Source organism: uncultured Paraglaciecola sp., assembly GCF_963977085.1.
GTDB lineage: Bacteria > Pseudomonadota > Gammaproteobacteria > Enterobacterales > Alteromonadaceae > Paraglaciecola.
In genome coordinates, this window is sequence record NZ_CAXBNC010000003.1 from 354,391 (window position 1) to 376,968 (window position 22,578).

Sequence of the window (22,578 nt, forward strand, 5' to 3'; positions counted from 1 at the left end):
CTTACAACCCGAAAATATCTAAGCCTTACTCAAATTCATACTTTTTGCGTAAGCGTTGACGCTCGCTGTCAATTTTACTCTGCAGAGCCTGAATAACCGGTTTATCACTTATATCATTAAACTCATAGCGCACTTCTTCTAGGCCCCACAATCCAATACCAGAATTTTCTGGCAGTTGTTGCAATAAGCTTTGTGCCTGCTCGTATTGCCCAGCATGAATAGACAAGGCAAATTCAAATGCAGCCATGTATTGGTAAAAATCATAAGATGCACGGTGGTCTAATTTATATTGTTCCAACAGCAGTAACATTTGCTCTGCTAATTTTTTTGCTTGATTTGTGTCGCCCAGTTTGCGTAATACGCTAATGTACGAAACTGTAACATTTAATTGCTCAATTGAGGGCGTAGGCGGGATCAATTGCTTGACGCGTTTTCTTAACTCACCAAGCTGTTCACTCTTTCGGGCAATATCGATTAATACCATGGCGTCTTCTGAAAAAATGTTGAAATATTGATTGGGTACCAGTGCATTCCATAACTCATCAAATGATTTGTTGGGCAAAGAGTAACCATTAATATAAGCCGCGGTATAACTAAAAGTCCCCCAGTATCCGTTACTGGTCATATCGATATTGTCTAACAATGTTTGGGCGCGCTGGTGTAGGCCTAGTTTGTTTAAGTAATAAAAATAGTTATGAGTGTTGCGTTGGTTGGGGTTCTCTTCATGAAAGCGTTGCGCGGTCAATAAGCCTAGCTCAGGGTTTATGTATGAGACGTAACGAGATACGTCTTCTGTTGTGGCATTTTGTTTAAAATCTTGCGCGTCTGCAGGTGACAAACAATCTAGCACAAAATATTGCAGGCGGTTTTTGTAGACTAACTCTAGCGCTGCAGGGGCAATACTATCGACAAATTTTGCAATATCTTCGCAAGGTGCATAACGACTTGCAAGAGTAGTAAAATACTGAAACTGAAAATCATAATCAAAGGGGTAGGCCCGAATCGCCTTTTGGTAAAGTTGCACGGCTTTATCGGTTAGTTGGGCATAATCGTCGTAGCTTACTGCCAAGGAGTAAATCGCATCGCGGTTTAAAGAGTCGAGCGCTAAAGCTTGCTCAGCAAAGCCAAAAATCTGCACATCAGTCACATCATCATTTTCCGTATTAGACACATCAACAACTCCCACATAGGCGGCTAGGCCCAAAATGGCTGATGTATCAGGGTACTGTTCAAGCAAGGTATTTAAGATCAGTTTGGCCTGATTAATATCCGCGGTTGTTTTACGGTTTGCTAGAGCACGGGCGATAACCAATTGTTCAACGGCTTTATAATCCAGTTTATCAAGAGCCGCTGCATAGCGGTCATCCTGATGGATAAGTTTGAGTTTAAGCGCCGAGGCCACCTGATCACTGACTTCTTCTTGCAATACAAACACATCTTCGAGTTTACGATCAAAGGTATCTGAGAAAAGGTGCGCCCCCGATTGAGCATCAATTAGTTGTACAGTAATGCGCAAATTGTTCTGACTTTTACGCACGCTACCCTCAATCAAATAATCAGCTTTGAGCTCAGCAGCAATCACGGTTAAATCTTTTTGCACATTTTTATAGGCAAAACTGGTGGTACGCCCCAGTACTTTTAAATCACGAATACGCACCAGTGTATTGAGTAGTTCTTCGGTCAGGCCGTCAACAAAGATGTCTTGCTCGGGATCATTACTCAGGTTTAAAAATGGCAATACTGCCAGCACTTTGGTTTGGTTTTGGGGAGTAACTAATTCAGCTTCCGGCACTACTGGTGTGGCTGGAGAAGATAACCACAATTTATCGACAGCAAGATAAACAAGTAATAACACCACCACACTCACTAACCACAGATTAATTTTTCGCCCTGTTTGGTTGGTGATGGAAGTGCTTTGCTCGACTTCGCTGGTGGGACGAATACCCTCTGGGGTCAATTCAAATGCCCAAGCAAAAATACAGGCAATAGGAAAACCTATTATTAGCACCACAGTAACAATGGTGCCAAACAGTGTAGGTAACTGCAGATAAGGGGAAATAACGGAAATGATTTGTATCACCAGCCAAGCAGTGACCAGATACACACTTGAGACTTTTACTACATTGCGGCGTTTAAGTTCCTTGAAAAATGACATGTTGTCCCGTGCTTATATTTATCGTGATTTCATTTCACATTGCTCGCAACCGCAACAGCATGGCCGCACTCTTAAAGTGTTAGTGTTTGTTATATCACCGGTTATCGTTAATGTGAATGTTTGCTTAAGGAAAAATAACGATAAAATAATCATGTGCGCATAGAGTATTTTTACAATAATTTCAATAAACAAGGGAGCGACTAATAATGACTTTTACTTAGAATTGATTTTGTTAATCAGATGGCTGAATCACTAGCTTTGATAAGATCTCTTTAGCCTAAATAAGCTTCACTAGTGCTGACCGGCGAAATCAGCTAAAATGCGCGCCCTAATTTTCCAATGGCGAGGCAATCTATGAGTGAACCCATCAATCGCACTATTTCTGTTGCGCCAATGTTGGATTGGACCGACAAACATTGTCGATATTTTCTAAGACAAATTTCACAACACGCACTTTTGTATACTGAAATGGTGACCACTGGCGCCATCATTTTTGGCAAAGGTGATTATCTTGCTTATAACCAAGAAGAACATCCTGTAGCTTTGCAATTGGGAGGTTCTGATCCAGCTGATATGGCGCGCTGTGCAGCAGAGGCGCAAAAGTACGGTTATGATGAAGTGAATATTAATGTGGGTTGTCCTTCTGATCGGGTACAAAATGGCAGGTTTGGTGCGTGTTTAATGGCTGAACCTGAAGTCGTGGCAGCATGTATAAAGAGTATGCAGGCTGAGGTTGATATCCCTGTTACCGTTAAGTCCCGTATCGGCATTGACGATATGGATGAGTACCAAGATTTAACACGCTTTATTGAGGTTGTTGCGGCTTCGGGGTGCGATACTTTTATTGTGCATGCCCGAAAAGCATGGTTAAAAGGTTTAAGTCCTAAGCAGAATCGTGATGTTCCGCCATTGATGTATGACCGCGTTTATCAATTAAAGCAACAGTTCGCAGATTTACACATCAGTCTAAACGGTGGTGTCAAAACCTTGGATGATGTAGCGCTTCACTTAAATCATTTAGACGGTGTGATGATCGGCCGAGAGGTTTACAGTAATCCTTTTATTTTAGCTGAAGTGGACGCGCGATTTTATCAAGGCAACACTGTTGGCAAAGTCTGTAAAACTAGAGCTGAAGTGGTGATGGCCATGTTGCCCTATGTAGAGCAGCAAATTGCTTTAGGCGCTCGGCCGTGGAATATCGCAAGACATATGTTGGGCTTGTTTCAAGGACAAGCTGGTGGGCGTATTTGGCGCAGATACTTGAGTCAAAATGGCACCAAAGCTAATGCAGGTGTTGAGCTATTAACTGATGCCTTGGATGTATTGTTAGAGGCGCAATTTAAAGCTAAACAATTTCAAACTGAAGTAATTGGTTAAATTGACCAAAGCAATGGTAAAAAAAACCATATTTTAGGATCGTACATTATTTCGGCATAGCTAAAATGTCGAGTATAAAAATAAAATTTTATATAAATCAAATAGATAAAATTAATTTCATGATTGGCACAACTATCGCAAAGGATAATGCGACTTATACAATAACTGATTTAAAACAGTTATTAACACACTAAACCAAAAGGAAATTATCATGTTTACTAAATCTAAAATTGCTGCCATCGCACTGACTTCTACTTTAGCTTTTGCTTCTACAGCTCAAGCCGAAAACGTTTCGTTAGAACAATACGTAAGCAGCATGGTAAATCAAGCGATGCAAGTGGCACAGCAAGAAGTGAAAAACAACGTACGTTCAGCTGTATTGACTGTTGCTAACAACGTTAGTTTTAATGAAGAAAAGAATTATGCCGCTAAAGTTACCATCACTGATCTTAAAAATGTAGAGGCAACTCAATCACAAGCTGAATAAGGAATTGACTATGTTTAATCAAATATCTTTATTTATCATGTTGTTGACGCCAGTCATTGCCTACGTGGCAGGAGCGGTAATTTTTAGTTTTGTTGAGTGTCTACGCAAAAATTCAGCGCAAACTAAATGTAACAGCATCCTTAGTTTTAGAAACGGTCTCTAATAGTAGTATTGACCGTTTTTTTATGACCTTAGCAAACTTTCCAGTCCAATAGTCTTAATCTCTCAACGCAAAAAATAAATCTTAGATCTTTGTTAGCTTACTGAACTGTTTTGTATGTCAATAATACAATGGTCATTATTGAACGAGTGTTCATTTGAATTAATGACTTTCAAAGCAAAATCTCAACAAAAGTAATAAAAAACCTTATGAGCTTAATTGTGCATCTTGAAAGGTAGGCGGCTTAATCATAGCCTGACAGTTCCCATCACTGCGGCAAGGAAATTTAGGTGTTGGTTAACAAATCTAAATCGCGACCATTCAAATACACACCAAATTCTCTGATCAACATATTAATATAGTGACGGGGAACTTTGTCACATGATTGAAGCTTTTTAATGGATGATAAACGACATCCCAAACGTTGGGCAAAACAACTGGCGGGAATACCTCTATGGGCAAGAAAAGTTAAAAAACGTTTACCGGTCATAACAATTACCTCTACACCTAAACCGCATCTCAGGAATTTATTTGACGCATTTATAGCATATTAGTTCCTTGTTTTTAGTATCTAGTTACATACTGTTAACATTTTTGGTGGCCTAATACAGGTAATCAATGTCATCTCGCTCTCATCAAATTGGAGCTCAAATTTTTTCTGTCACTTAGCCCAAATAACGAAGATCCTTTGATGGCCTTTAGAGTGAAATTTACACATAGGAAGTCTAGAAAATATCCTTTGTGATTTTCACTAACAATTTAGTCGATTTGACTAAATTGTTAGGTTAGCGCAACAAACAGATTAAAGCCTACTTCCAATATCTGAATAAAAATCCATATAAATCAATTATTTATTCCTATTTGTTAAATTGGCACAACACTTGTAATAGATTGAGTAGTGCTGGAATGGCCCAGCAGTAAAACTGATTAATATGATTGGAGAAATAGAAATGGGTATGTTTACGAGAATGTCAGACATAGTACAAGCCAATATCAACGCCATCTTAGATAAGGCGGAAGATCCATCCAAAGTAATTAAATTACTTATCCAAGAAATGGAAGAAACCTTGGTGGAATTGCGCTCTGTAGCAGCGACTAACTTAGCTGAGAAAAAACAGGTGCAACGCCAGGAAGATAAACTGCAACAACAAATCAATTCATGGCAGGCAAAGGCAACTTTAGCAGTAGAGAAAGATCGTGAAGATTTGGCTCGAGCAGCATTAGGTGAAAAGCATCTTTGTCAGCAAAAACTGACTGTTTTAGCCGAGGAGCAAAACGTAGTAGAAGAATCGCTGTCTAAATTGCAAGCTGATATGGGGAAATTGCAAGACAAACTAGTGGAGGCGCGTGCTAAGCAAAAGTCTCTGATTGTGAGAGAGCGTTCGGTAGCAGTAAGAATGACAGCTAAAAATAAAGCGCATTCAGTCAAGGTTGATGATGCGATTATTCGTTTTGAACAATATGAACGTCGCATTGATGACCTAGAGTCACAAGTAGAGGCCTACGACTTAGTCAATGAATCACAAGGCTTAGATGCACAGTTCAATCAACTTGAAGCTGAGAGCCAAATTGAGCAAGAGTTAGAAGCTTTACGTAAAAAGGTGGCTTAGTTTTGATTGAACAATGTGTTAGTGGCAATCAATCGTTGCCACTAACAGCCAAAACTTAAAGACAAAGGAGTAAAAAATGAAGCGTTATTATGAAGTTAACAGATTATATAAAGATTCAGTACATCGTAAAGTGTCGGGCGTATGTGCTGGTTTAGCTAAACATTGGAGTGTGCCTAGATTGTTAGTTCGTATAGTGGCTGTGGTCTGTTTAATAACATTGCCAATGGTTACTGCGATTGCCTACATCACTGCTACAGTCTTGATCCCTAACAGATAGGAGTAGGGTATGTTTAAAAACATCGTTCTGGCGGTATTGATAGCGATAGTGTTGACCTATAGTTTGGGTCACCTAGCAACCCAGTGGCTGGATTTACATTTTTCTTTTGCCGAATATGATTTTGAGCCGATAACCTCAATTCTTGCAGTGACAGCTATAGTCGCAATATTAGTAGTAGTGGGTTTTATTATCGCATTTAGTATTTTTGCCGCGATTATTTTTGCCTTAATTGCAGCAGTTATTGGATTGTTTGTTGCTGGATTAAGCGTGTTTTGGCCGGTTATCTTATTTACCTTAGTGATTTTTCTTTTAGTGAGAGACAAACAAACTCCCGCCTACTGAAATTAACATAAGACCTAGGTCAAACTTTTGTGTTTAATGGTTGGCATGTTAAATAGAATTACTGAATAATTGAAAGCATATTTATTATCTTTAGGTGGTTTATGCTTCGATTGATTGTATTGCTGAGTAGTGTAGTAACGGGTTCCCTTTTCGCTGAGGTAATAGTAACAAACGCAACCGTCAGATTACTGCCCCCTGGAGTGCCAAATACCGCGGCTTATTTTTCAATTGAGAACCGTTCCGATACAAAACAAATTTTGATAGCGGCTTCTGCAGACTTCGCCGCTAAAGCAGAAATACATAATCATATTATGGTGAATGATATGATGAGTATGCAACAACAGTCAGAGGTGATTATTCAGCCCGGTGAAAGTGTGCAGTTTTCTCCTGGAGGTCTGCATATTATGCTGTTTGGATTGAAACAGCCTTTGCATCAAGATCAGTCTGTTACTATTACATTGCTGACCAAAGCGGGGGAGTCCATTATTATCACGGCTAATGTCACTCAGCCTTCTGTACATAAACATCATTAGGAGAAAATATGAAACAGTATCTTACCCCCAAATGGCTATTAAGCATGTTTGCACTTGTTATTTTCTTATTATGGATAGTGTCAGTATATTGGAGTTTCGAGCCTGAATTATTTGAACCTGAACTTGTGGCGCAACAACAAGCAAGTCAGAAAAATGAAACGGTTGTTGCAGGTTACACTATCACTACGAGTTTGATAAAAGTCAGTGAAACCTTGTTAAATAAACCTGGAGGCTATTTGTCAAATGATGTCTTGCCACCAAGTGTCATGATGGACAATATGCCTAGTTGGGAATTTGGTGCCTTAGAAATGACCCGCGATTTGGCCTTAGCCATGCGTCAGGATTTTAGTCGCTCACAAAGTCAATCCTTAGAAAATCCCTTTCTAACTAAAGCCCAACCGCAATTTAATATAGATAGTTTAAGCTGGATGTTGCCATCAGCAGAATCAAAATATCAAGAAGGCATTGATAATTTATATGCCTACAGAAGTAGCCTTGCTGACAGTCGCCAAAAACAGGGCCAGTTTTATGCCCGGGCAGATAATTTGAGAGATTGGCTTAAACAGATAGAAAAACGCTTGGGCAGTTTCTCACAACGTTTGAGTGCCAGTGTCGGTCAAGAACGTCTTGATACAAATTTAGCGGGTGATGCTCAAGCTATGCAATCTACCCCTACGGCGAATAGGTTGGCTGAAAAAACCAGCTGGTGGAAGTTAGATGATAACTTTTATGAAGCCAGAGGGGCAAGTTGGGCATTGATACATTTTTTAAAGGCAGTAGAGGTGGATTTTGCTGAAGTTCTCGAGAAGAAAAACGCTGCAGTGAGTCTACAACAAATTATTCGAGAGCTAGAAGCCACACAAGAGTCTCTTTGGAGTCCAATGATATTAAACGGCAGTGGTTTTGGTACCTTAGCTAATCATTCATTAGTTATGGCGAACTATATTTCTCGGGCAAATGCTGCTCTAATTGAGCTAAGCGAACTATTGAATCAAGGTTAAATTATGAAAAAGACAGTCCTAACGTTAGGCTTAATTGTCTCGGGTGCCAGTGCTACTGCACAAGCTGATACCTTGCTTGGCCTCTATGCGGGGGCGCAGGGGTGGAATATGCAAACCACAGGTGGTTTTTCAAGTGATGGCACCAATGCGGATTTTAATTTTGAAGATCAAACCAATTCGAACATTTATGTAGCCTTTGAACATCCGGTTCCTTTAATTCCCAATATAAAGATACAACGAACCTTAATGGACACCTCAGGTGAAACAACATTAAATTCCCAATATACCTTTGGTGGTGAAATTTATGCTGATAACACTGATGTGCTCGCCGATGTGCAATTAACAACTACAGATTTTATTTTGTACTACGAGTTGTTTGATAATGATTTAATTAGTTTTGATGTAGGCATTAATGCAAAACAAATTGATGGAGAACTTTTAGTTACTGAAAAAGATAATCCTTCTTCTACGTCTAGAGAAGCGTTTTCTGGGCCTGTTCCAATGCTTTATTCGCGGTTGGCAATAGGCATTCCCTTTAGTGGCTTTGGTGCTTTTGCAGAAGGCAGTTTCTTAAATATTGATGATCACACCTTGTCAGATTACCAAGCAGCCTTGACTTATAGCTTGATGGAAAATTTGGCGTTAGATGTCACTTTTCAATTAGGTTATCGGGCTGTTCAGTTAGAGTTGGATGACTTAGATGATATTTACTCTAACCTTGAATTTAAAGGCGTATACGCTGGTTTAGAGGTGCATTTTTAATTTCATCTGATTTGGTTATAAAAAATTAGTTTTTATTCTTTCCGGTTATGTCCTTATATCGCTAACCTATAGTTGTATTAATAACGGTTAGCGATTCTATGTCTTCAGTAATAAATCAAGCCAATGGGCTTGCCGCAGGTTTAAATGAAAACCAGTGGTCTCAAATAAATCAGGCTACGGCCACTCTCAATCCACAACAACTGACTTGGTTAAGTGGTTATCTGGCTGGTTTGGCGCAAAATGGCCAATCTACAGTGTTATCACAACCCGATAGTGGACCAGCAAAGTTTTTGACTATTTTATATGGTTCGCAAACCGGTAACGCTAAATCCGTTGCTCAGGAATATAAAGCCAAATTAGATGCGCTTAATGTTCCCGCTAAAATCGCCAGTATGGCTGATTATAAGCAGAAGCAATTGAAGACTGAAAGTCATCTTGTCGTTATTGTCAGTACCCATGGCGAAGGCGAAGCGCCTGATGATGCTGTTGCACTGCACAGCTTTTTAGGTGGCAAAAAAGCGCCTAAACTTAATGAGTTAAAGTTTGCTGTTTTAGGATTAGGCGATACAAGCTACGAATATTTCTGCCAAACAGCCAAAGATTTCGACAAACGTTTACAGGATCTCGGAGCAACTCGCATTACAGATCGTGTTGACTGTGATGTAGATTATGACGCCGCTGCTACGGCTTGGTTTGACACTGTCACTCACCAAGTGAAAGACGAGTTAAGTGCGAAGAGTGCTCGCTCTGTTGCGCCATCGTTAACGATGAATTCTAATGCTGCCGTTGCCAATCAATACACTAAAAAATCGCCTTATACTGCAACCTTACTTGAAAGTCAGAAGATAACAGGTCGAGATTCAGTGAAGGATATCCGTCATATTGAAATATCCCTTGAAGATTCAGGTATTCAATATCGACCAGGTGATGCATTAGGTGTGTGGTTTAAAAATGATGAAACCCTAGTGGCTGAGTTAATCGCTGCCCTTGATTTAAAAGCTGATACCTTGGTTAACTGGTCAGGTGATGAATACAGTCTTAATGATGTTTTGGTGAATCAATTAGAGCTAACTCAAAGTTATCCCACTTTTGTCAGCAAGTATGCAGAATACGCCAAAAGTGTCGAACTTAATGCGTTATTAGATGATAAGTCGGTATTGCGAGAGTTTTTAGCAGAGCGCCAAATCATCGATATCATTCGTCATTTTCCTGCAAAGTTAACTGCACAAGAGCTGGTTGACACATTGCGAGGCATGACTCCACGACTCTACTCCATCGCTTCTAGCCAAGCTGAAGTAGAAGATGAAGTGCACCTTACCGTTGCCTTAGTTGAATACGAGGCCCATGGTCATGCCCACCAAGGTGGTGCTTCGAGCTTTTTGTCTACACGACTAGATGAAGGTGGTGAAGTAAATGTATTTGTTGAAACAAATGACAATTTCCGGTTACCCGATGACGGCAATACCCCTGTTATTATGATAGGTCCAGGTACAGGAATAGCGCCCTTCAGAGCGTTTATGCAACAACGTGAAGCGGAAGAGTCAAGTGGTGAGAATTGGTTGTTCTTTGGCAATCCCAATTATACTCAGGATTTCTTGTATCAAACAGAGTGGCAACGTTTTGTTAAAGACGGTGTCGTTAATAAAGTCAGCTTGGCATTTTCCAGAGATCAAGAACAAAAAGTGTATGTGCAGCATCGAATGCTTGAGCAAGGTGCAGAGTTATACAAATGGCTTGAGCAGGGCGCCCACCTTTATGTATGTGGTGACGCTAACCATATGGCCAAAGATGTACAAGACGCTTTAGTGCAAATTGTGATTGAACATGGTGCCAAAAGCGAAGAGCAAGCAGAACAGTATATTTCTGACTTGCGCCGTGCAAAACGTTACCAGAAGGACGTTTATTAATGAGTACTGACAACAAAAATTTCGTAGTTGAAGGCAAGTTAGCCGATAACGAACGCCTGAAAGGCCAAAGTGATTTCTTACGTGGCACCATTGCAGAAGATTTGCATGATGATTTAACCGGTGCATTTGTTGGTGATAACTTCCAACTGATTCGTTTTCACGGGATGTACCAGCAAGACGACCGCGATATTCGAGCAGAGCGCGCAAAACAAAAATTAGAGCCTCTACAAAACGTCATGTTAAGAGCACGTTTGCCCGGTGGTATTATTACTACCGAGCAGTGGTTAGCCATTGATAAGTTTGCAGAAGAAAAAAGCATTTACGGCAGTATTCGTTTAACAACTCGTCAAACGTTTCAGTTTCATGGAGTGTTAAAGCCTAACGTTAAACCTATGCACCAAATGCTTAATCAAGTGGGTGTTGATTCTATTGCCACTGCAGGTGATGTTAATCGCAACGTGTTGTGTACTTCTAATCCTGTAGAGTCTGAGTTACATCAAGACGCTTATGAGTGGGCAAAAAAAATCAGTGAACATTTGTTGCCTAAAACACGCGCCTACGCAGAGATTTGGTTGGATGGTGAAAAAACAGAAACAACAGATCATGAGCCTATTTTAGGTAATCATTATTTACCCCGTAAATTTAAAACAACAGTGGTTATTCCGCCGCAAAATGATGTTGACGTGCATGCTAATGACTTGAATTTTGTTGCTATCGCTGAAAACGGAAAATTAGTTGGTTTTAATGTATTAGTAGGTGGTGGATTGGCCATGACTCATGGTGATACTTCCACTTTCCCACGTAAAGCCGACGATTTTGGTTTTATCAGTTTAGCGCATACTTTAGCTGTTGCTGAAGCTGTGGTAACCACACAGCGAGATTGGGGTAATCGTGTAAATCGTAAAAATGCCAAGACTAAGTACACACTAGAACGAGTGGGTGTTGAAAACTTTAAGGCAGAAGTAGAAAAACGCTCAGGTGCTACTTTTGCAGAAAGTCGACCTTATGAGTTTACTTCTCGAGGTGATCGTATAGGTTGGGTTGAAGGTATCGATGGCAAACATCATCTTACTCTGTTTATCGAAAATGGCCGTATTTTGGATTATCCAGGCAAAACCCTTAAAACGGGCTGTGCGGAAATTGCAAAAATTCATAGTGGCGATTTTCGTCTTACTGCCAATCAGAATTTGATCGTGGCGGGTGTACCTAAAGAGCAGAAAGCTGAAATCGAAAAGCTAGCCCGTGAACACGGACTAATGTCAGATGAAGTCAGTTTGCAACGTAAAGATTCAATGGCTTGTGTGTCGTTACCCACCTGTCCATTAGCCATGGCAGAGGCAGAACGTTATTTACCTGATGCAGTAACTCAAATTGAAGGGATTTTGGCAAAACATGGTATGCCCGATGAAAGTATTATTTATCGTGTTACCGGTTGCCCAAATGGCTGTGGCCGTGCAATGCTGGCAGAAGTTGGCTTGGTTGGTAAAGGTCCAGGAAAATACAACTTCCATTTAGGGGGGGATCGTCAAGGTACACGTATTCCTAGAATGTATCGTGAGAATATTGATGAAAAAGAAATCATGAGTGAGTTGGATAGTTTAATTGGCCGTTGGTCAAAAGAGCGTAACGCCGGCGAAGCTTTTGGTGATTTTCTTATTAGAGCTGAAGTGATTAAACCTGTTATTGATTCAGCCAAGGACTTCTATGATGACCCAAGCTATTCAATCTAAGGTTGTAGGCAGTGTAAAACTGAGTCTTTCAGGTGACGAATTGGCGCAAACCAATAGTCGCTTAGAAAAACAGTCTGCTATACAACGAGTGACCTGGGCTTTAGAAAATCTGCCACAGAACTTTATGTTGTCATCAAGTTTTGGTGCACAAGCTGCAGTAATGTTGCATATGGTGACCCAGCAGCATCCTGATATTCCTGTGGTGCTCACTGATACAGGCTATTTGTTTGCTGAAACCTACCAGTTTGTGGATGAATTAACAGCACGCCTTAAGCTTAATCTGAAAGTTTATCGTGCTGATGTGTCATCTGCATGGCAAGAAGCGCGCATGGGGAAATTGTGGGAGCAAGGATTAGAAGGCATAGAAAAATACAATACCTTGAATAAAGTTGAGCCTATGCAAAAAGCGCTCGATGAACTACAAGTTAAAAGTTGGTTTGCGGGTTTACGCCGCAGTCAATCAGATATGCGAGAGACCTTGCCTGTTGTGCAGCAGTTGAAAAATCAATATAAGATTTACCCTATTATTGATTGGTCAAACAAAGATGTTCACATGTATTTAAAAGAACATGATCTTCCTTACCACCCGTTGTGGGAAAAAGGCTATGTGTCTATTGGTGATTGGCACAGTACACGTTCTTTGGAAGAAGGTATGAGTGAACAAGATACTCGTTTCTTTGGATTAAAAAGAGAATGTGGTCTGCATGAATTTGGCGATGGCATTTAGCGCTTTCCAAGCACTATTTCATTTGTTGCGCTAGCAACTATGAATTAACTACAGTATATCAAACGCATTGCCTAGCGTGATTCTGAGCGACTTTACGTAAGTATCTTGTCGCTTTTGGGTTACTAATTTACATAATTCAGCACCTGTAGTGGTAAATTTGTAATAAACCAAAGTGGTGCCGGTGCGTTTTGCATTTAAATTTAATGTTTGTCCTGCACAACGCCATTCTGCCGTCACCCCTGTTGGTAATTCGCCAGATTCAATTTCACTATTGTGAATTAAACCTAAATCCATTAGTGACAAAATATCAGGGTACCCTAAGCCAAATGTGGCCAAGTTAAGTTGAAGTTCTTTGTGGGAGCTGAAGAATGACCAAAGACTGGTTTTTTGATAATAACCAAGCAAAAGTTTAGGCGTCGCTTCACCTTTACGGCGGCTGGTGAGATTGACTGCATGACGAAAAATTTGCGCATCTTTTTGAGTGAGCTGCTTTAATATACCTAAGGTTTTTAAAGAAAAACTACCCGGTCTTGCCGTCTCGACTGCAAATATCTTGCCCCATAGTTCCTGCATGGCAGGAGAAAAAATCTCTTCCGCCATTTTTACGAAACTAAAAAACCAATCAGGATCTAAGTCTTCTTCTTTTCCTTCATCTAGACAAAAATCCAAGGCTCTCGCTAGGATATTTTCTAGATTTTTTAATTTTCGTTGAGCCAATAGTTCTTTCTTACGTTTAATTTTTTCATTGCTGCTAGTGGATGTTATTGGGCGGGTATCTTCACGCACGCCAGCTTGAGAAAACCAATGTAAGATACGTTTTTGAGTAGATTGCCTATTTATCTTATTTTCTGATTGCCCCTTAGCTGAGTCCACACTGGCATCTACTTTTTGTGAATGCATTGGTTTTAACGGGTTTGTAGTGGGCGGAGAATGAGATTCTATTTTCATGAAACTTAAATCACTGCAATAAATTTTGTATTGTTGCTCTGTATATTGCGTTAATTCATGTTACATGAGCAAATAAAAATGTTAACTTTAATTATACGGGTAAGTAATTTTATACCCTCATAGCTTTTTCTTTGTGTTTTGTTGAATTGAATGTAAATGAATGTCAAACCTATGGCATGGTTATTACATGCAGTAGGATCTCGAACTTATGGAATGTAAATGAGCTCAAGCAAATATGACAATGATGAATTAATTTTCTTATCAGAAGATGTCCATTCATTCACACCAGAGATTACTGGTGTGTGGAATGTATTGGTGGTCGACGATGATGAAGAAATACATTCTGTAACTAGGCTTGCTCTGTCAGATTTGGTTGTAAACGATAAATCTTTGCATTTTATCCATGCTTATTCTGGTACTGAAGCATTAAAAATAATTGAAGAAATGGGATCTTCAATCGCCATTATTTTACTCGATGTGGTGATGGAGTCTGATGATGCAGGCCTAAATGTAGCAAAAATAATGCGCGAAGAATTAAAGATTATGGAACCACGCATTATTTTAAGAACAGGGCAGCCTGGCTATGCGCCCGAAGAACAAGTCATTAAAGATTACGATATCAATGACTACAAAACTAAAACTGAGCTAACCCGCAGTAAATTGGTGACAACCATTATTGCTTCTTTGCGTTCTTATCAACAAATATTGACCATTAATCAAAGTCGTTTAGGCCTACAAAAAATTATTGTCTCTGCTGCAAACCTAATGGAAGAACATTCTGTTAAGAGTTTTTGTGAAGGTGTAGTCACTCAAATTAGCTCACTTATTGGTTTGGAAGCGGGTGGGGTTGTCTGTGCTAAAGCGGGCTCGGTATTAGATAAAGAAGATGATGGCGTATATATATTAGGCGCGGCAGGTGAATTTGCTTCCTATATCAATGAAAGACTAGACAGTTTACACAATTCACGCATTGTAAAATTTGTGACTTGCTGTTTACAACTGAAAGAACACATATTTGAGAAAGAATTTTCGGTGCTCTATCTCAATAGCTCGGGTTACGAGGCTGCCGTTTATTTACAAATAGGCAAAGAAATTAATTCCATTGACCAACAACTACTCGAAGTATTTTTATCTAGTATTTCTATTGGTTATGAAAACGTCAATTTATTCCATCAACTCCGCACAGCAGCCTTTAGAGATTGGTTAACTAAGTTGCCTAATCGCAGTGAATTTATCAATATGTTGGATGATAGTGTTGTTGCTAAACGCAAATCTGAAAATTCAGTTGTGGGGTTAATTGATATCAATCATTTTGCTGATATTAATGATGGGCTAGGCCAAGATGCCGGTAACAGTACTTTGCTTGCAGTGACCAATCGAATACAAGAAACATTTTTAGACAAGGTGAAAATAGGGCGAATTGGATCAGATGTCTTTGGCCTAATTGGCGCCGAATTTTTTGTTAATCCCCAAACATTAAATGAAATTTTTGTGGCGCCATTTAAAGCAGGTGAACATACCTTACCACTTTCGGCTAGTTTTGGTTTTTGTCGATTAGATGGAAAGCCACAAAGCGGCATTAATATTCTCAAACATAGCAACATTGCATTAAATAAAGCCAAGAAAAATCTTAATACAAACTATGAATATTACGCGCCAGAGATGGAAGAGGAAACAACTTGGCGTTTAGATATGATCAGGCAACTGACCAGAGATTTCCAGGCTAAGAAGTTACAACTTTGGTATCAACCTCAAGTGGACTTAGTCACTGAACAAATAGTAGGGATGGAAGCATTATTACGCTGGCCCACGTCTGACGGCGGGTTTGTTTCGCCTGCGGTATTTGTTCCTTTAGCTGAGTATTCTGGCCTGATAATTGATATTGGGATTTGGGTATTGGAAGAGTCATGTAGGAAGTTAAGAGCGCTGACTGACCAAGGTCACACTGGGTTACGCATGGCCGTAAATATTTCTATGCCCCAATTTAGAGATCCAAGTTTTATTGAAACTGTGAAAAATATCATCATGGAGTTTGATATTCAGCCCGATAGAATTGAGTTAGAGATTACTGAAAGTGTGGTAATGGATGAGCCCCAAATTGTGATTGAAGCTTTACAAGAATTAAAATTGTTTGGTGTAAAAGTCGCTATTGATGATTTTGGTACGGGTTTCTCATCTATGAGTTATCTACAACAATTGCCTCTTGATCGTTTAAAAGTGGACCGCTCATTTGTGAATGAGATAAAGCCAGGTAAATCGGCATTTATTGCCGAAACTATAGTCACCCTTGGCAATAAACTTGGTTTGTCTACGATAGCTGAAGGTGTTGAAAAAAGAGAGCAGGCAAGTTATATGTTGAAATTAGGTTGTGATGAAGCCCAAGGTTATTTATTCGCGAAACCTATGCCATATGAGCAACTAGTCGAATTTTTAGGTACACAAGACAATTAACTCAAGGCGTATTTATTAACACTTTTGATGTAGAGCATCACTTTGATGAATCAATTTAAACGAGTGATCCCCCACATTTGTATCTCTAACTTACTCTGATTCATTTCGAGAGGTGTTGTAAAACCGAATTAGGTTGATTCCCTCAGCAACACTTCGTTAATTTTTGTTTGCATTTGTGGCAATATTTCGTTTTCAAACCAGGTATTTCTTTTCAACCAGATATTATTCCTCGGTGAAGGATGGGGTAAAGGTAGAAATTGAGCTTGGTAGCTACGCCAGTTTTTAATCCGTTCAGTCAGTGATTTTTTGTCTCTTAAATAATAATCTTGTGCGTACTTTCCGACTAAAAGGATTATTTTGCTTGGATCCTGTTGAACTAGAAACGGATGCCATTTGGGTGCGCATTCCTTCCTAGGTGGTAAATCACCAGACTTACCTTTTCCTGGGTAACAAAATCCCATGGGTACGATAGATAAGGTATTTTTGTCGTAGAATCTATGTTCAGGCAGGTTTAGCCATTCTCGTAATCTAACGCCTGAGGCATCATTCCATGGTGTATTCGTTTGGTGGGCTTTAATGCCAGGTGCTTGGCCAATCAGAATAAGCTTTGCATTATTTGAATGTTGTAATACTGGATTAGGTGGAAAAGGCAATGAATGTGCACATTCAGTACAATCGTGAATTTTAGAGACAATGTCTATTTTAGCTGTCATCGCATCCCCAACTCGATTCTACTTGTAAAAAAAAGGTCTCAAAAGAGACCTTATCTATTTGATTTTTCCCAGCTGTTATTTTGCCATGGTGGGCAAAAAGTCAAATTGATTGAGCTGCAACCATTTTTGTTTTTGTAAGGCTAAACTTTGTTTTAACTCTTTATATTTGTAATGTACTTCAAGGTTTTCATAGCTGCGCTTTAAGCTTTGTTTTCTAATTTCCATCAGTTGTTTTTTTGCGGCGTAATAATCGGTCATGCGCTGTGCTAAAAGTTCATATTCAAATTGCACTTTCGCTAATATTTCATCTGCATTGGGCAATTTAGATACTTTTTCCTGGGCTAATTTGAGTTGCATGGCCACTTTCGCTTTTTCAATTCTTTCTTCGGGGCAGCGTCTAAGATTACTGGTCCAGCCAATAACAGATAAACCTTTGATCAACCATTTAGTGGGATCAAATTGCCACCACTTAATACCATTTCTGTAGTCATATTCAAATATATGGTGGAAATTGTGGTAGCCCTCACCAAAAGTAAAAAATGCTAAGATATCGTTATCTCTAGCAGTATTTTTATCGGTATAGGGTTGCTTGCCCCAGATGTGCGCTAGGGAGTTAATAAAAAACGTAACGTGGTGAACCACAACTAGGCGAAATACCCCAGCTAATAACAACATGCCCCACACATCGCCATTTAACCAACCGAGTAATAGGGGGATGCCAAAGTTTGCGCTAAGCATAATTTTTAAATAGTGCTTATGTTGCCACATCACTATGGGATCTTTTTGTAAGTCACGGCAATTGTTGTAATCATCATAACGGTGGATTTGATACTCCCTTAACATCCAGCCAATATGAGAATACCAAAACCCTTTTTTGGCGGAATAAGGATCCTGGTCATTATCGTCTACATGTTTGTGATGGATACGATGATCGGAGCACCAATGCAAAATACTATTTTGCAGTGACATTGCTCCACCAATAGCCAAAACTGTTCTTACAAATATATTGGCTTGGTATGCTTTGTGTGACCATAGTCGATGATAGCCGGCAGTAATTGACATGCCTGAAAAATAAATTAAAAAGACACACGCAATAATTTCAACGGCATCGAAGCCATTTGTTAGTGCTTCAAAAGGTACCAATACTGCAGCTATAAAGCCAGTAATAGTAAAAACCAATATATTGGTAAGAATCAGGCGGGGTTTTTTCATTTAAAAATATTAAATTCAGCTTACATGTGTACGCTATTTTACGTTGCCTTTAGCGTTTCGCAAGTCATATATGTATAAAGTGTTAAATTTCTTCGGTATGTGTTTTACTTTTTTCACGTTAGAATTATATGAATATTGGCTCGGTCACCAACAACAGGTTGTCACTATTGAACCGTCAAGAACAAAAACTACGTACACGCCGTTCGATTATCGAAGCGGCATTTTTATTATTAGATGAACAACGAAGTTTGTCGAGTATCAGTCTTAGAGAGGTTGCGCGAGCAGCGGGTATCGCACCCACTTCTTTTTATCGACATTTTAAAGATATAGATGAATTAGGCTTAACCTTAGTGGATGAAGCTGGTTTAGCTTTGCGTCAGTTGATGCGTCAAGCTAGAGTGAGGATCGCTTCCGGTGGTGGTGTGATCAATACCTCAGTGGATACCTTTATGGAATTTATTACCGCTAATAACAATGTTTTCCGTTTATTATTACGAGAACACACAGGTACATCAATGGCGTTTAGAGCCGCCGTTTTGCGAGAAATAAAACACTTTAATGTAGAGCTCACTGATTACACTATCTCTACTACCGGTTTGCCCTATAACATTGCCAACCTACAAGCTGAAGCAATGGTGAAATTAGTTTTTAGTGCTGGAGCTGAAGCACTTGATGCATCGTATGAGCAAAAAGTTATTGTTGCTGAGCGTCTAAAGCTACAATTAAGATTTGTTGTTAACGGTGCTTTGCAAGCTAAAGCAGAACAAACTGCGGGCTAACTGCTTTTTTGTAAATAGACCCCACATTCAGCATGATGAGTGTAGGGAAACTGATCAAATAAGGCAAATCGAGTGATGGTATGTGTCAGTAACAAGGTGTCTAGATTGAGTTTAAGTGTTTCAGGATTGCATGAAATATACACTATATTTTCATACTGACTGATCATCTCGACCGTGCCGTCATCTAAACCGGCGCGTGGGGGGTCAACTAACACTGTTTTGCACTGGTAATCTGCTAAGTTAACGCCCTCTAAACGCCGAAATTCACGAACGCCTTGTTGGGCTTGAACAAATTCTTCACTCGACATGCGAATGATTTTTAAGTTGTCTATGTTATTAAATGCAATGTTGTCTTGCGCCGCTGCAACAGAGGTTTTAGAAATTTCAGTTGCCAGAACTTTTTCAAAATTTTGGGCTAAGGGCACCGAAAAATTTCCCGAACCACAATAAAGTTCAAGTAAGTCGCCTTGGCTATTTTTAGTAATATCCAAAGCCCACTCAATCATCTTGATGTTGACCCGTGCATTAGGTTGAGTAAAGCTGTTTTCAATTTGTTTAAAGGCGAAGTTACGTTGGTTTATTGTCAATTCTTCAGAGACATAGTCTTTATCTAGTATAATTTTTTGTTTCTTTGCTCGACCAATAATATCTATTTTGTACTTTTGCCTTAATGTAGAACGAATTTTTTGCATTTCTGCAGTCCATTGTTCATCTAATGCTTTGTGATACAGCAAAGAGGCAATGATTTCCCCGCTTAGTGTGGCTAAGTAGTCAATTTGGAACAGTTTTCTTCGGGCCGTGTCGTTTACTTTCAGTAATGAAACCAAATCAACCATCACATCATTAATAAGCTGACTGGCTGGAGGAAAGTTATTGACTTGGTACTTTTGTTTTGTAGTTTGGTCAAACATGACATGATGAAGGTCATCGCCATCGTGCCAGAGCCGAAACTCGGCCCTTAACCTATAATGCAATGGCTCGGATGCAAACACTTCCAATTGAGGCATAGGGTGCTGAGCAAAACTTTCTTTTATAAGGTTTGTTTTATTTTTCAGCTGTTCAACATAATTATCAGCTTGAATTTCAGTTGGCCGCATGTGTTGCCTCAATCTTTTCGGGGGATAAAAAGGCGCAAGGTAAAGTGTTTTTATTCATTCTGCAATATCTATAAAAAAGTAAAATTCTTAGGCCGTATAATTTTTGTGCAAATTTAACTAAAGAATGTGAAGGTAGTGGCCGATATACTAAGTTAAGGATAGTGAGGTATCTGCCATGAATATTAGTCAATTAAAAGCCTTCTTAGGTGATAAACCCCAACATTTGGGTAACGACAATAGTGTTAAGAATCAGCTCCGCGATGCTGGATTAAAGCAAGCTATCAGCGGACAAAATAACCAAGTAGCACAAAGAGTGGATCAATATAGTTCCAGTACCTCTTTGGGTGTAAAGATATATACCAATTCTTTCAACAATACCCTAGAGGTTGATAGGCATAAGCCTAATTTTTCTATTCCTGAATCTAAAGAGTCTGAAGACTCGTTATTTGATTTTGAAGAAATTGCAAAAAATGTGCTCAGTTTCGTGGGTGGTGCTATTAAGAATGCACAAAATAGAGGGGCCGATGACAGTGAACTCGAAGATCTCTTTGAACAAGCTTCATCTGGGGTATTAAGAGGCATTAAGCTAGCGGAACAGGATTTAGCAGGTTTTTTGAATGAAGAAATTGCTAACGGCATTAGTAAGAGTAAAAGCTTAATAGAAGAAGGTATTGCCAATCTTAAACGAGATATTTTTAATCCTGAAGCTTTGGATTTGGAAAAGTCTGCACAGTCTACTGTTAGTTCCACCAGTGTTTCTTATGCAAAACAAGAGTCTGGTGAACTGAGTATTCGCACCAGAGATGGCGACACAGTTAAAATTACGTTTGCAGACTTAGAGCAATTTGAGTTAAGTCAACGACAGGTAGAGCAAAAAGTACAGGAAACAGAGTTAGTTGATAAGACTGTTGTGCCGGAACCAGGCGAGACTAATGAAGCGTCAAATGCCAACGCTACAACTGAGAACCCAACAACGGGACCTGTAGAAGAATCTGATGTGAATCCCGAGCAGGCAGAAGATCCACAATCTAATACTGCAGTAATTGAACAAAACGCAGTGTTTTATCAAGAAAACTCCTTTTCGTTCTCAGTTAAAGGTGAGTTAGATGAAGACGAACTCAAAGCTATTGGTCAATTAGTTTCTGATGCCAATGAACTTGCTGAAGAGTTTTTTAATGGTGATATTGAGACCGCTTTTAACCAAGCCTTAGAGCTCGGTTTTGATGAACAAGAGTTATCTAGTTTTGCATTGCAGTTAACAAAGGTAGAAAATACACAAGTTATCAAAGCCTACGAAACTGTGTCTCGGTTTGATGAAGATAGTGTAGATAGTAACCCAGCGAAAGCTGTAAAACCCATTGCTGACTATCTTGATAAACTGCTCAATGTGTTAGATGGGTCAAGACTTCATCTAGAAGATAGTCAGTCTTATGAAAATGTGATCAACGAACTGATAAATAAATTAGGTGAAGATGTGGCTACCCCAGATTTAATATCCGCTATTAATCGATTCAATGAATTTAATCAAAAGCTGGTGAACAATTTACCTAAAGGTTATCAACCAGAGGGGTAATCTTAGATTGCAATTTAGCTAAGTAAAAAAAAGGCCAGCTTGATGCTGGCCTTCTTTTTATTGTATGGAACTATTCGTCCTCAACTTTCTCTTTTGCCAAACGCACTTTTAAAGTACGTTCTTGGAAAGTCGAGTCATTTAGATTTTTGATTGCTTTATCTGCTCCCTTAGCGTTCATTTCAACAAAGCCGTACCCTTTCCTTTTACCAGTGCGGCGATCTTTCATCAAACGCACGGAAACTACATTGCCTTGTTGTTCAAAGTGTTCTTGAACAGCTTCTTCATCTGCACGATAGGGAAGGTTTCCTACATAGAGTGTGGAGACTTCTGATGAATTGCCTTGTTCACCTGTTGCGTTAGATGATGGAAACATTTTCAATAACGCGGGGACGACTAAGCCACCCACTAAAATGCCTAGGGCTGCAGCTAAGTGATTGGGGATATCCGCTGCTACCATGGGTAAGATGACATATATAACAATAGCGAAAATGACTGTGATAAAGATATTCAAAATAAAAGATGGATTCATGTGACTCTACCTAAAAAGATTTTATGGTTATAAGAATATAAAGCGCACTTATGGTACCCATTTATAGGGTTTTCGCAAACAGTTACACTCAGTATCAGCCATCCTTTTACTGTATATAGTAAAAAACACGGTAATTTCGCTAATTGTGAGCGTTTTTTAAGCAAACAAACATTTATTTGAAATTAGGGGTTGCATCGGAATCTGTTCT

At 39.4% G+C, this 22,578-nt stretch carries 22 protein-coding genes; 15 read left to right on the top strand and 7 right to left on the bottom strand.

Annotated elements, in window-relative coordinates:
* Positions 1–25: 25 nt before the first annotated feature.
* Positions 26–2,155, bottom strand: coding sequence for a tetratricopeptide repeat protein (locus AAC000_RS05750; RefSeq protein WP_339720870.1), 2,130 nt, complete (start codon positions 2,153–2,155; stop codon positions 26–28).
* A 354-nt stretch (positions 2,156–2,509) separates the two neighbouring features.
* Between AAC000_RS05750 and dusA the strand changes: the two genes are divergently transcribed.
* The 3 genes from dusA to AAC000_RS05765 all read left to right on the top strand — a co-directional run bounded on the left by dusA (position 2,510) and on the right by AAC000_RS05765 (position 4,182).
* Positions 2,510–3,532, top strand: a complete 1,023-nt coding sequence (gene dusA, locus AAC000_RS05755) for a tRNA dihydrouridine(20/20a) synthase DusA (RefSeq protein WP_339720872.1) — start codon at positions 2,510–2,512, stop codon at positions 3,530–3,532.
* A gap of 211 nt (positions 3,533–3,743) precedes the next feature.
* Positions 3,744–4,019 carry a hypothetical protein gene (locus AAC000_RS05760; protein WP_339720874.1) on the top strand — a complete coding sequence of 92 codons (276 nt, stop codon included), beginning with the start codon at positions 3,744–3,746 and terminating at the stop codon, positions 4,017–4,019.
* A gap of 10 nt (positions 4,020–4,029) precedes the next feature.
* Positions 4,030–4,182: a hypothetical protein gene (locus AAC000_RS05765; RefSeq protein WP_339720876.1), complete on the top strand. Its 153-nt coding sequence runs from the start codon at positions 4,030–4,032 to the stop codon at positions 4,180–4,182.
* 283 nt (positions 4,183–4,465) lie between these two features.
* Here the strand turns inward: AAC000_RS05765 and AAC000_RS05770 are convergent, their stop codons facing one another.
* Complete coding sequence (locus AAC000_RS05770; protein WP_339720878.1) at positions 4,466–4,669, bottom strand: hypothetical protein; 204 nt, start codon at positions 4,667–4,669, stop codon at positions 4,466–4,468.
* Between the two features lie 460 nt (positions 4,670–5,129).
* On the opposite strand from AAC000_RS05770, the gene pspA reads away from it, so the two are divergent.
* The 9 genes from pspA to AAC000_RS05815 all read left to right on the top strand — a co-directional run bounded on the left by pspA (position 5,130) and on the right by AAC000_RS05815 (position 13,068).
* A complete protein-coding gene (gene pspA, locus AAC000_RS05775) occupies positions 5,130–5,789 on the top strand; it encodes a phage shock protein PspA (protein ID WP_339720923.1) in 660 nt (219 codons plus the stop codon).
* 76 nt (positions 5,790–5,865) lie between these two features.
* The gene (locus tag AAC000_RS05780; RefSeq protein ID WP_339720880.1) at positions 5,866–6,066 is read left to right on the top strand and encodes a PspC domain-containing protein; all 201 of its coding nucleotides are present in this window, start codon (positions 5,866–5,868) and stop codon (positions 6,064–6,066) included.
* A 9-nt stretch (positions 6,067–6,075) separates the two neighbouring features.
* Positions 6,076–6,408 carry a hypothetical protein gene (locus AAC000_RS05785; RefSeq protein WP_339720881.1) on the top strand — a complete coding sequence of 111 codons (333 nt, stop codon included), beginning with the start codon at positions 6,076–6,078 and terminating at the stop codon, positions 6,406–6,408.
* A 101-nt stretch (positions 6,409–6,509) separates the two neighbouring features.
* The gene (locus tag AAC000_RS05790) at positions 6,510–6,941 is read left to right on the top strand and encodes a copper chaperone PCu(A)C (protein ID WP_339720883.1); all 432 of its coding nucleotides are present in this window, start codon (positions 6,510–6,512) and stop codon (positions 6,939–6,941) included.
* Between the two features lie 8 nt (positions 6,942–6,949).
* Positions 6,950–7,942, top strand: coding sequence for a DUF2333 family protein (locus AAC000_RS05795; protein ID WP_339720884.1), 993 nt, complete (start codon positions 6,950–6,952; stop codon positions 7,940–7,942).
* A gap of 3 nt (positions 7,943–7,945) precedes the next feature.
* Positions 7,946–8,704 carry a TIGR04219 family outer membrane beta-barrel protein gene (locus tag AAC000_RS05800; RefSeq protein WP_339720885.1) on the top strand — a complete coding sequence of 253 codons (759 nt, stop codon included), beginning with the start codon at positions 7,946–7,948 and terminating at the stop codon, positions 8,702–8,704.
* Between the two features lie 98 nt (positions 8,705–8,802).
* Positions 8,803–10,611 carry an assimilatory sulfite reductase (NADPH) flavoprotein subunit gene (locus AAC000_RS05805; RefSeq protein WP_339720886.1) on the top strand — a complete coding sequence of 603 codons (1,809 nt, stop codon included), beginning with the start codon at positions 8,803–8,805 and terminating at the stop codon, positions 10,609–10,611.
* Complete coding sequence (gene cysI / locus AAC000_RS05810) at positions 10,611–12,341, top strand: assimilatory sulfite reductase (NADPH) hemoprotein subunit (RefSeq protein ID WP_339720887.1); 1,731 nt, start codon at positions 10,611–10,613, stop codon at positions 12,339–12,341. The genes AAC000_RS05805 and cysI overlap by 1 nt, the downstream gene beginning before the upstream one ends.
* On the top strand, positions 12,319–13,068 hold the full coding sequence (locus tag AAC000_RS05815) for a phosphoadenylyl-sulfate reductase (protein WP_339720925.1): 750 nt from the start codon (positions 12,319–12,321) through the stop codon (positions 13,066–13,068). Before cysI ends, AAC000_RS05815 begins: the two co-directional genes overlap by 23 nt.
* Before the next feature lie 48 nt (positions 13,069–13,116).
* Here the strand turns inward: AAC000_RS05815 and AAC000_RS05820 are convergent, their stop codons facing one another.
* Positions 13,117–14,016: a TIGR03899 family protein gene (locus AAC000_RS05820; protein WP_339720889.1), complete on the bottom strand. Its 900-nt coding sequence runs from the start codon at positions 14,014–14,016 to the stop codon at positions 13,117–13,119.
* A 219-nt stretch (positions 14,017–14,235) separates the two neighbouring features.
* On the opposite strand from AAC000_RS05820, the gene AAC000_RS05825 reads away from it, so the two are divergent.
* Positions 14,236–16,467, top strand: coding sequence for an EAL domain-containing protein (locus AAC000_RS05825; RefSeq protein ID WP_339720891.1), 2,232 nt, complete (start codon positions 14,236–14,238; stop codon positions 16,465–16,467).
* A 128-nt stretch (positions 16,468–16,595) separates the two neighbouring features.
* Here the strand turns inward: AAC000_RS05825 and AAC000_RS05830 are convergent, their stop codons facing one another.
* A complete protein-coding gene (locus AAC000_RS05830; protein ID WP_339720893.1) occupies positions 16,596–17,180 on the bottom strand; it encodes a uracil-DNA glycosylase family protein in 585 nt (194 codons plus the stop codon).
* Positions 17,181–17,255: 75 nt separating this feature from the next.
* Entirely contained in the window at positions 17,256–18,392 is a 1,137-nt protein-coding gene (locus tag AAC000_RS05835; protein ID WP_339720895.1) for a fatty acid desaturase, read from the bottom strand.
* 167 nt (positions 18,393–18,559) lie between these two features.
* Here AAC000_RS05835 and fabR point away from each other — a divergent pair, with 167 nt between their 5' ends.
* Positions 18,560–19,171 carry an HTH-type transcriptional repressor FabR gene (gene fabR / locus AAC000_RS05840; protein WP_339720927.1) on the top strand — a complete coding sequence of 204 codons (612 nt, stop codon included), beginning with the start codon at positions 18,560–18,562 and terminating at the stop codon, positions 19,169–19,171.
* Here fabR and trmA read toward each other — a convergent pair.
* Complete coding sequence (trmA, locus tag AAC000_RS05845) at positions 19,168–20,268, bottom strand: tRNA (uridine(54)-C5)-methyltransferase TrmA (RefSeq protein WP_339720896.1); 1,101 nt, start codon at positions 20,266–20,268, stop codon at positions 19,168–19,170. The genes fabR and trmA overlap by 4 nt on opposite strands.
* 175 nt (positions 20,269–20,443) lie before the next feature.
* Between trmA and AAC000_RS05850 the strand changes: the two genes are divergently transcribed.
* Positions 20,444–21,841 carry a DUF5610 domain-containing protein gene (locus AAC000_RS05850; protein ID WP_339720898.1) on the top strand — a complete coding sequence of 466 codons (1,398 nt, stop codon included), beginning with the start codon at positions 20,444–20,446 and terminating at the stop codon, positions 21,839–21,841.
* A gap of 70 nt (positions 21,842–21,911) precedes the next feature.
* Here AAC000_RS05850 and AAC000_RS05855 read toward each other — a convergent pair whose 3' ends face one another.
* Positions 21,912–22,370: an RNA-binding protein gene (locus AAC000_RS05855; RefSeq protein WP_339720900.1), complete on the bottom strand. Its 459-nt coding sequence runs from the start codon at positions 22,368–22,370 to the stop codon at positions 21,912–21,914.
* Positions 22,371–22,578 lie beyond the last annotated feature (208 nt).

Bases quoted from the DNA above. Each gene is read 5' to 3' on its own strand.
- AAC000_RS05750 (WP_339720870.1), bottom strand. From the start codon at position 2,155: ATGTCATTTTTCAAGGAACTTAAACGCCGCAATGTAGTAAAAGTCTCA.
- dusA (WP_339720872.1), top strand. From the start codon at position 2,510: ATGAGTGAACCCATCAATCGCACTATTTCTGTTGCGCCAATGTTGGAT.
- AAC000_RS05760 (WP_339720874.1), top strand. From the start codon at position 3,744: ATGTTTACTAAATCTAAAATTGCTGCCATCGCACTGACTTCTACTTTA.
- AAC000_RS05765 (WP_339720876.1), top strand. From the start codon at position 4,030: ATGTTTAATCAAATATCTTTATTTATCATGTTGTTGACGCCAGTCATT.
- AAC000_RS05770 (WP_339720878.1), bottom strand. From the start codon at position 4,669: ATGACCGGTAAACGTTTTTTAACTTTTCTTGCCCATAGAGGTATTCCC.
- pspA (WP_339720923.1), top strand. From the start codon at position 5,130: ATGGGTATGTTTACGAGAATGTCAGACATAGTACAAGCCAATATCAAC.
- AAC000_RS05780 (WP_339720880.1), top strand. From the start codon at position 5,866: ATGAAGCGTTATTATGAAGTTAACAGATTATATAAAGATTCAGTACAT.
- AAC000_RS05785 (WP_339720881.1), top strand. From the start codon at position 6,076: ATGTTTAAAAACATCGTTCTGGCGGTATTGATAGCGATAGTGTTGACC.
- AAC000_RS05790 (WP_339720883.1), top strand. From the start codon at position 6,510: ATGCTTCGATTGATTGTATTGCTGAGTAGTGTAGTAACGGGTTCCCTT.
- AAC000_RS05795 (WP_339720884.1), top strand. From the start codon at position 6,950: ATGAAACAGTATCTTACCCCCAAATGGCTATTAAGCATGTTTGCACTT.
- AAC000_RS05800 (WP_339720885.1), top strand. From the start codon at position 7,946: ATGAAAAAGACAGTCCTAACGTTAGGCTTAATTGTCTCGGGTGCCAGT.
- AAC000_RS05805 (WP_339720886.1), top strand. From the start codon at position 8,803: ATGTCTTCAGTAATAAATCAAGCCAATGGGCTTGCCGCAGGTTTAAAT.
- cysI (WP_339720887.1), top strand. From the start codon at position 10,611: ATGAGTACTGACAACAAAAATTTCGTAGTTGAAGGCAAGTTAGCCGAT.
- AAC000_RS05815 (WP_339720925.1), top strand. From the start codon at position 12,319: ATGACCCAAGCTATTCAATCTAAGGTTGTAGGCAGTGTAAAACTGAGT.
- AAC000_RS05820 (WP_339720889.1), bottom strand. From the start codon at position 14,016: ATGAAAATAGAATCTCATTCTCCGCCCACTACAAACCCGTTAAAACCA.
- AAC000_RS05825 (WP_339720891.1), top strand. From the start codon at position 14,236: ATGAGCTCAAGCAAATATGACAATGATGAATTAATTTTCTTATCAGAA.
- AAC000_RS05830 (WP_339720893.1), bottom strand. From the start codon at position 17,180: ATGACAGCTAAAATAGACATTGTCTCTAAAATTCACGATTGTACTGAA.
- AAC000_RS05835 (WP_339720895.1), bottom strand. From the start codon at position 18,392: ATGAAAAAACCCCGCCTGATTCTTACCAATATATTGGTTTTTACTATT.
- trmA (WP_339720896.1), bottom strand. From the start codon at position 20,268: ATGCGGCCAACTGAAATTCAAGCTGATAATTATGTTGAACAGCTGAAA.
- AAC000_RS05850 (WP_339720898.1), top strand. From the start codon at position 20,444: ATGAATATTAGTCAATTAAAAGCCTTCTTAGGTGATAAACCCCAACAT.
- AAC000_RS05855 (WP_339720900.1), bottom strand. From the start codon at position 22,370: ATGAATCCATCTTTTATTTTGAATATCTTTATCACAGTCATTTTCGCT.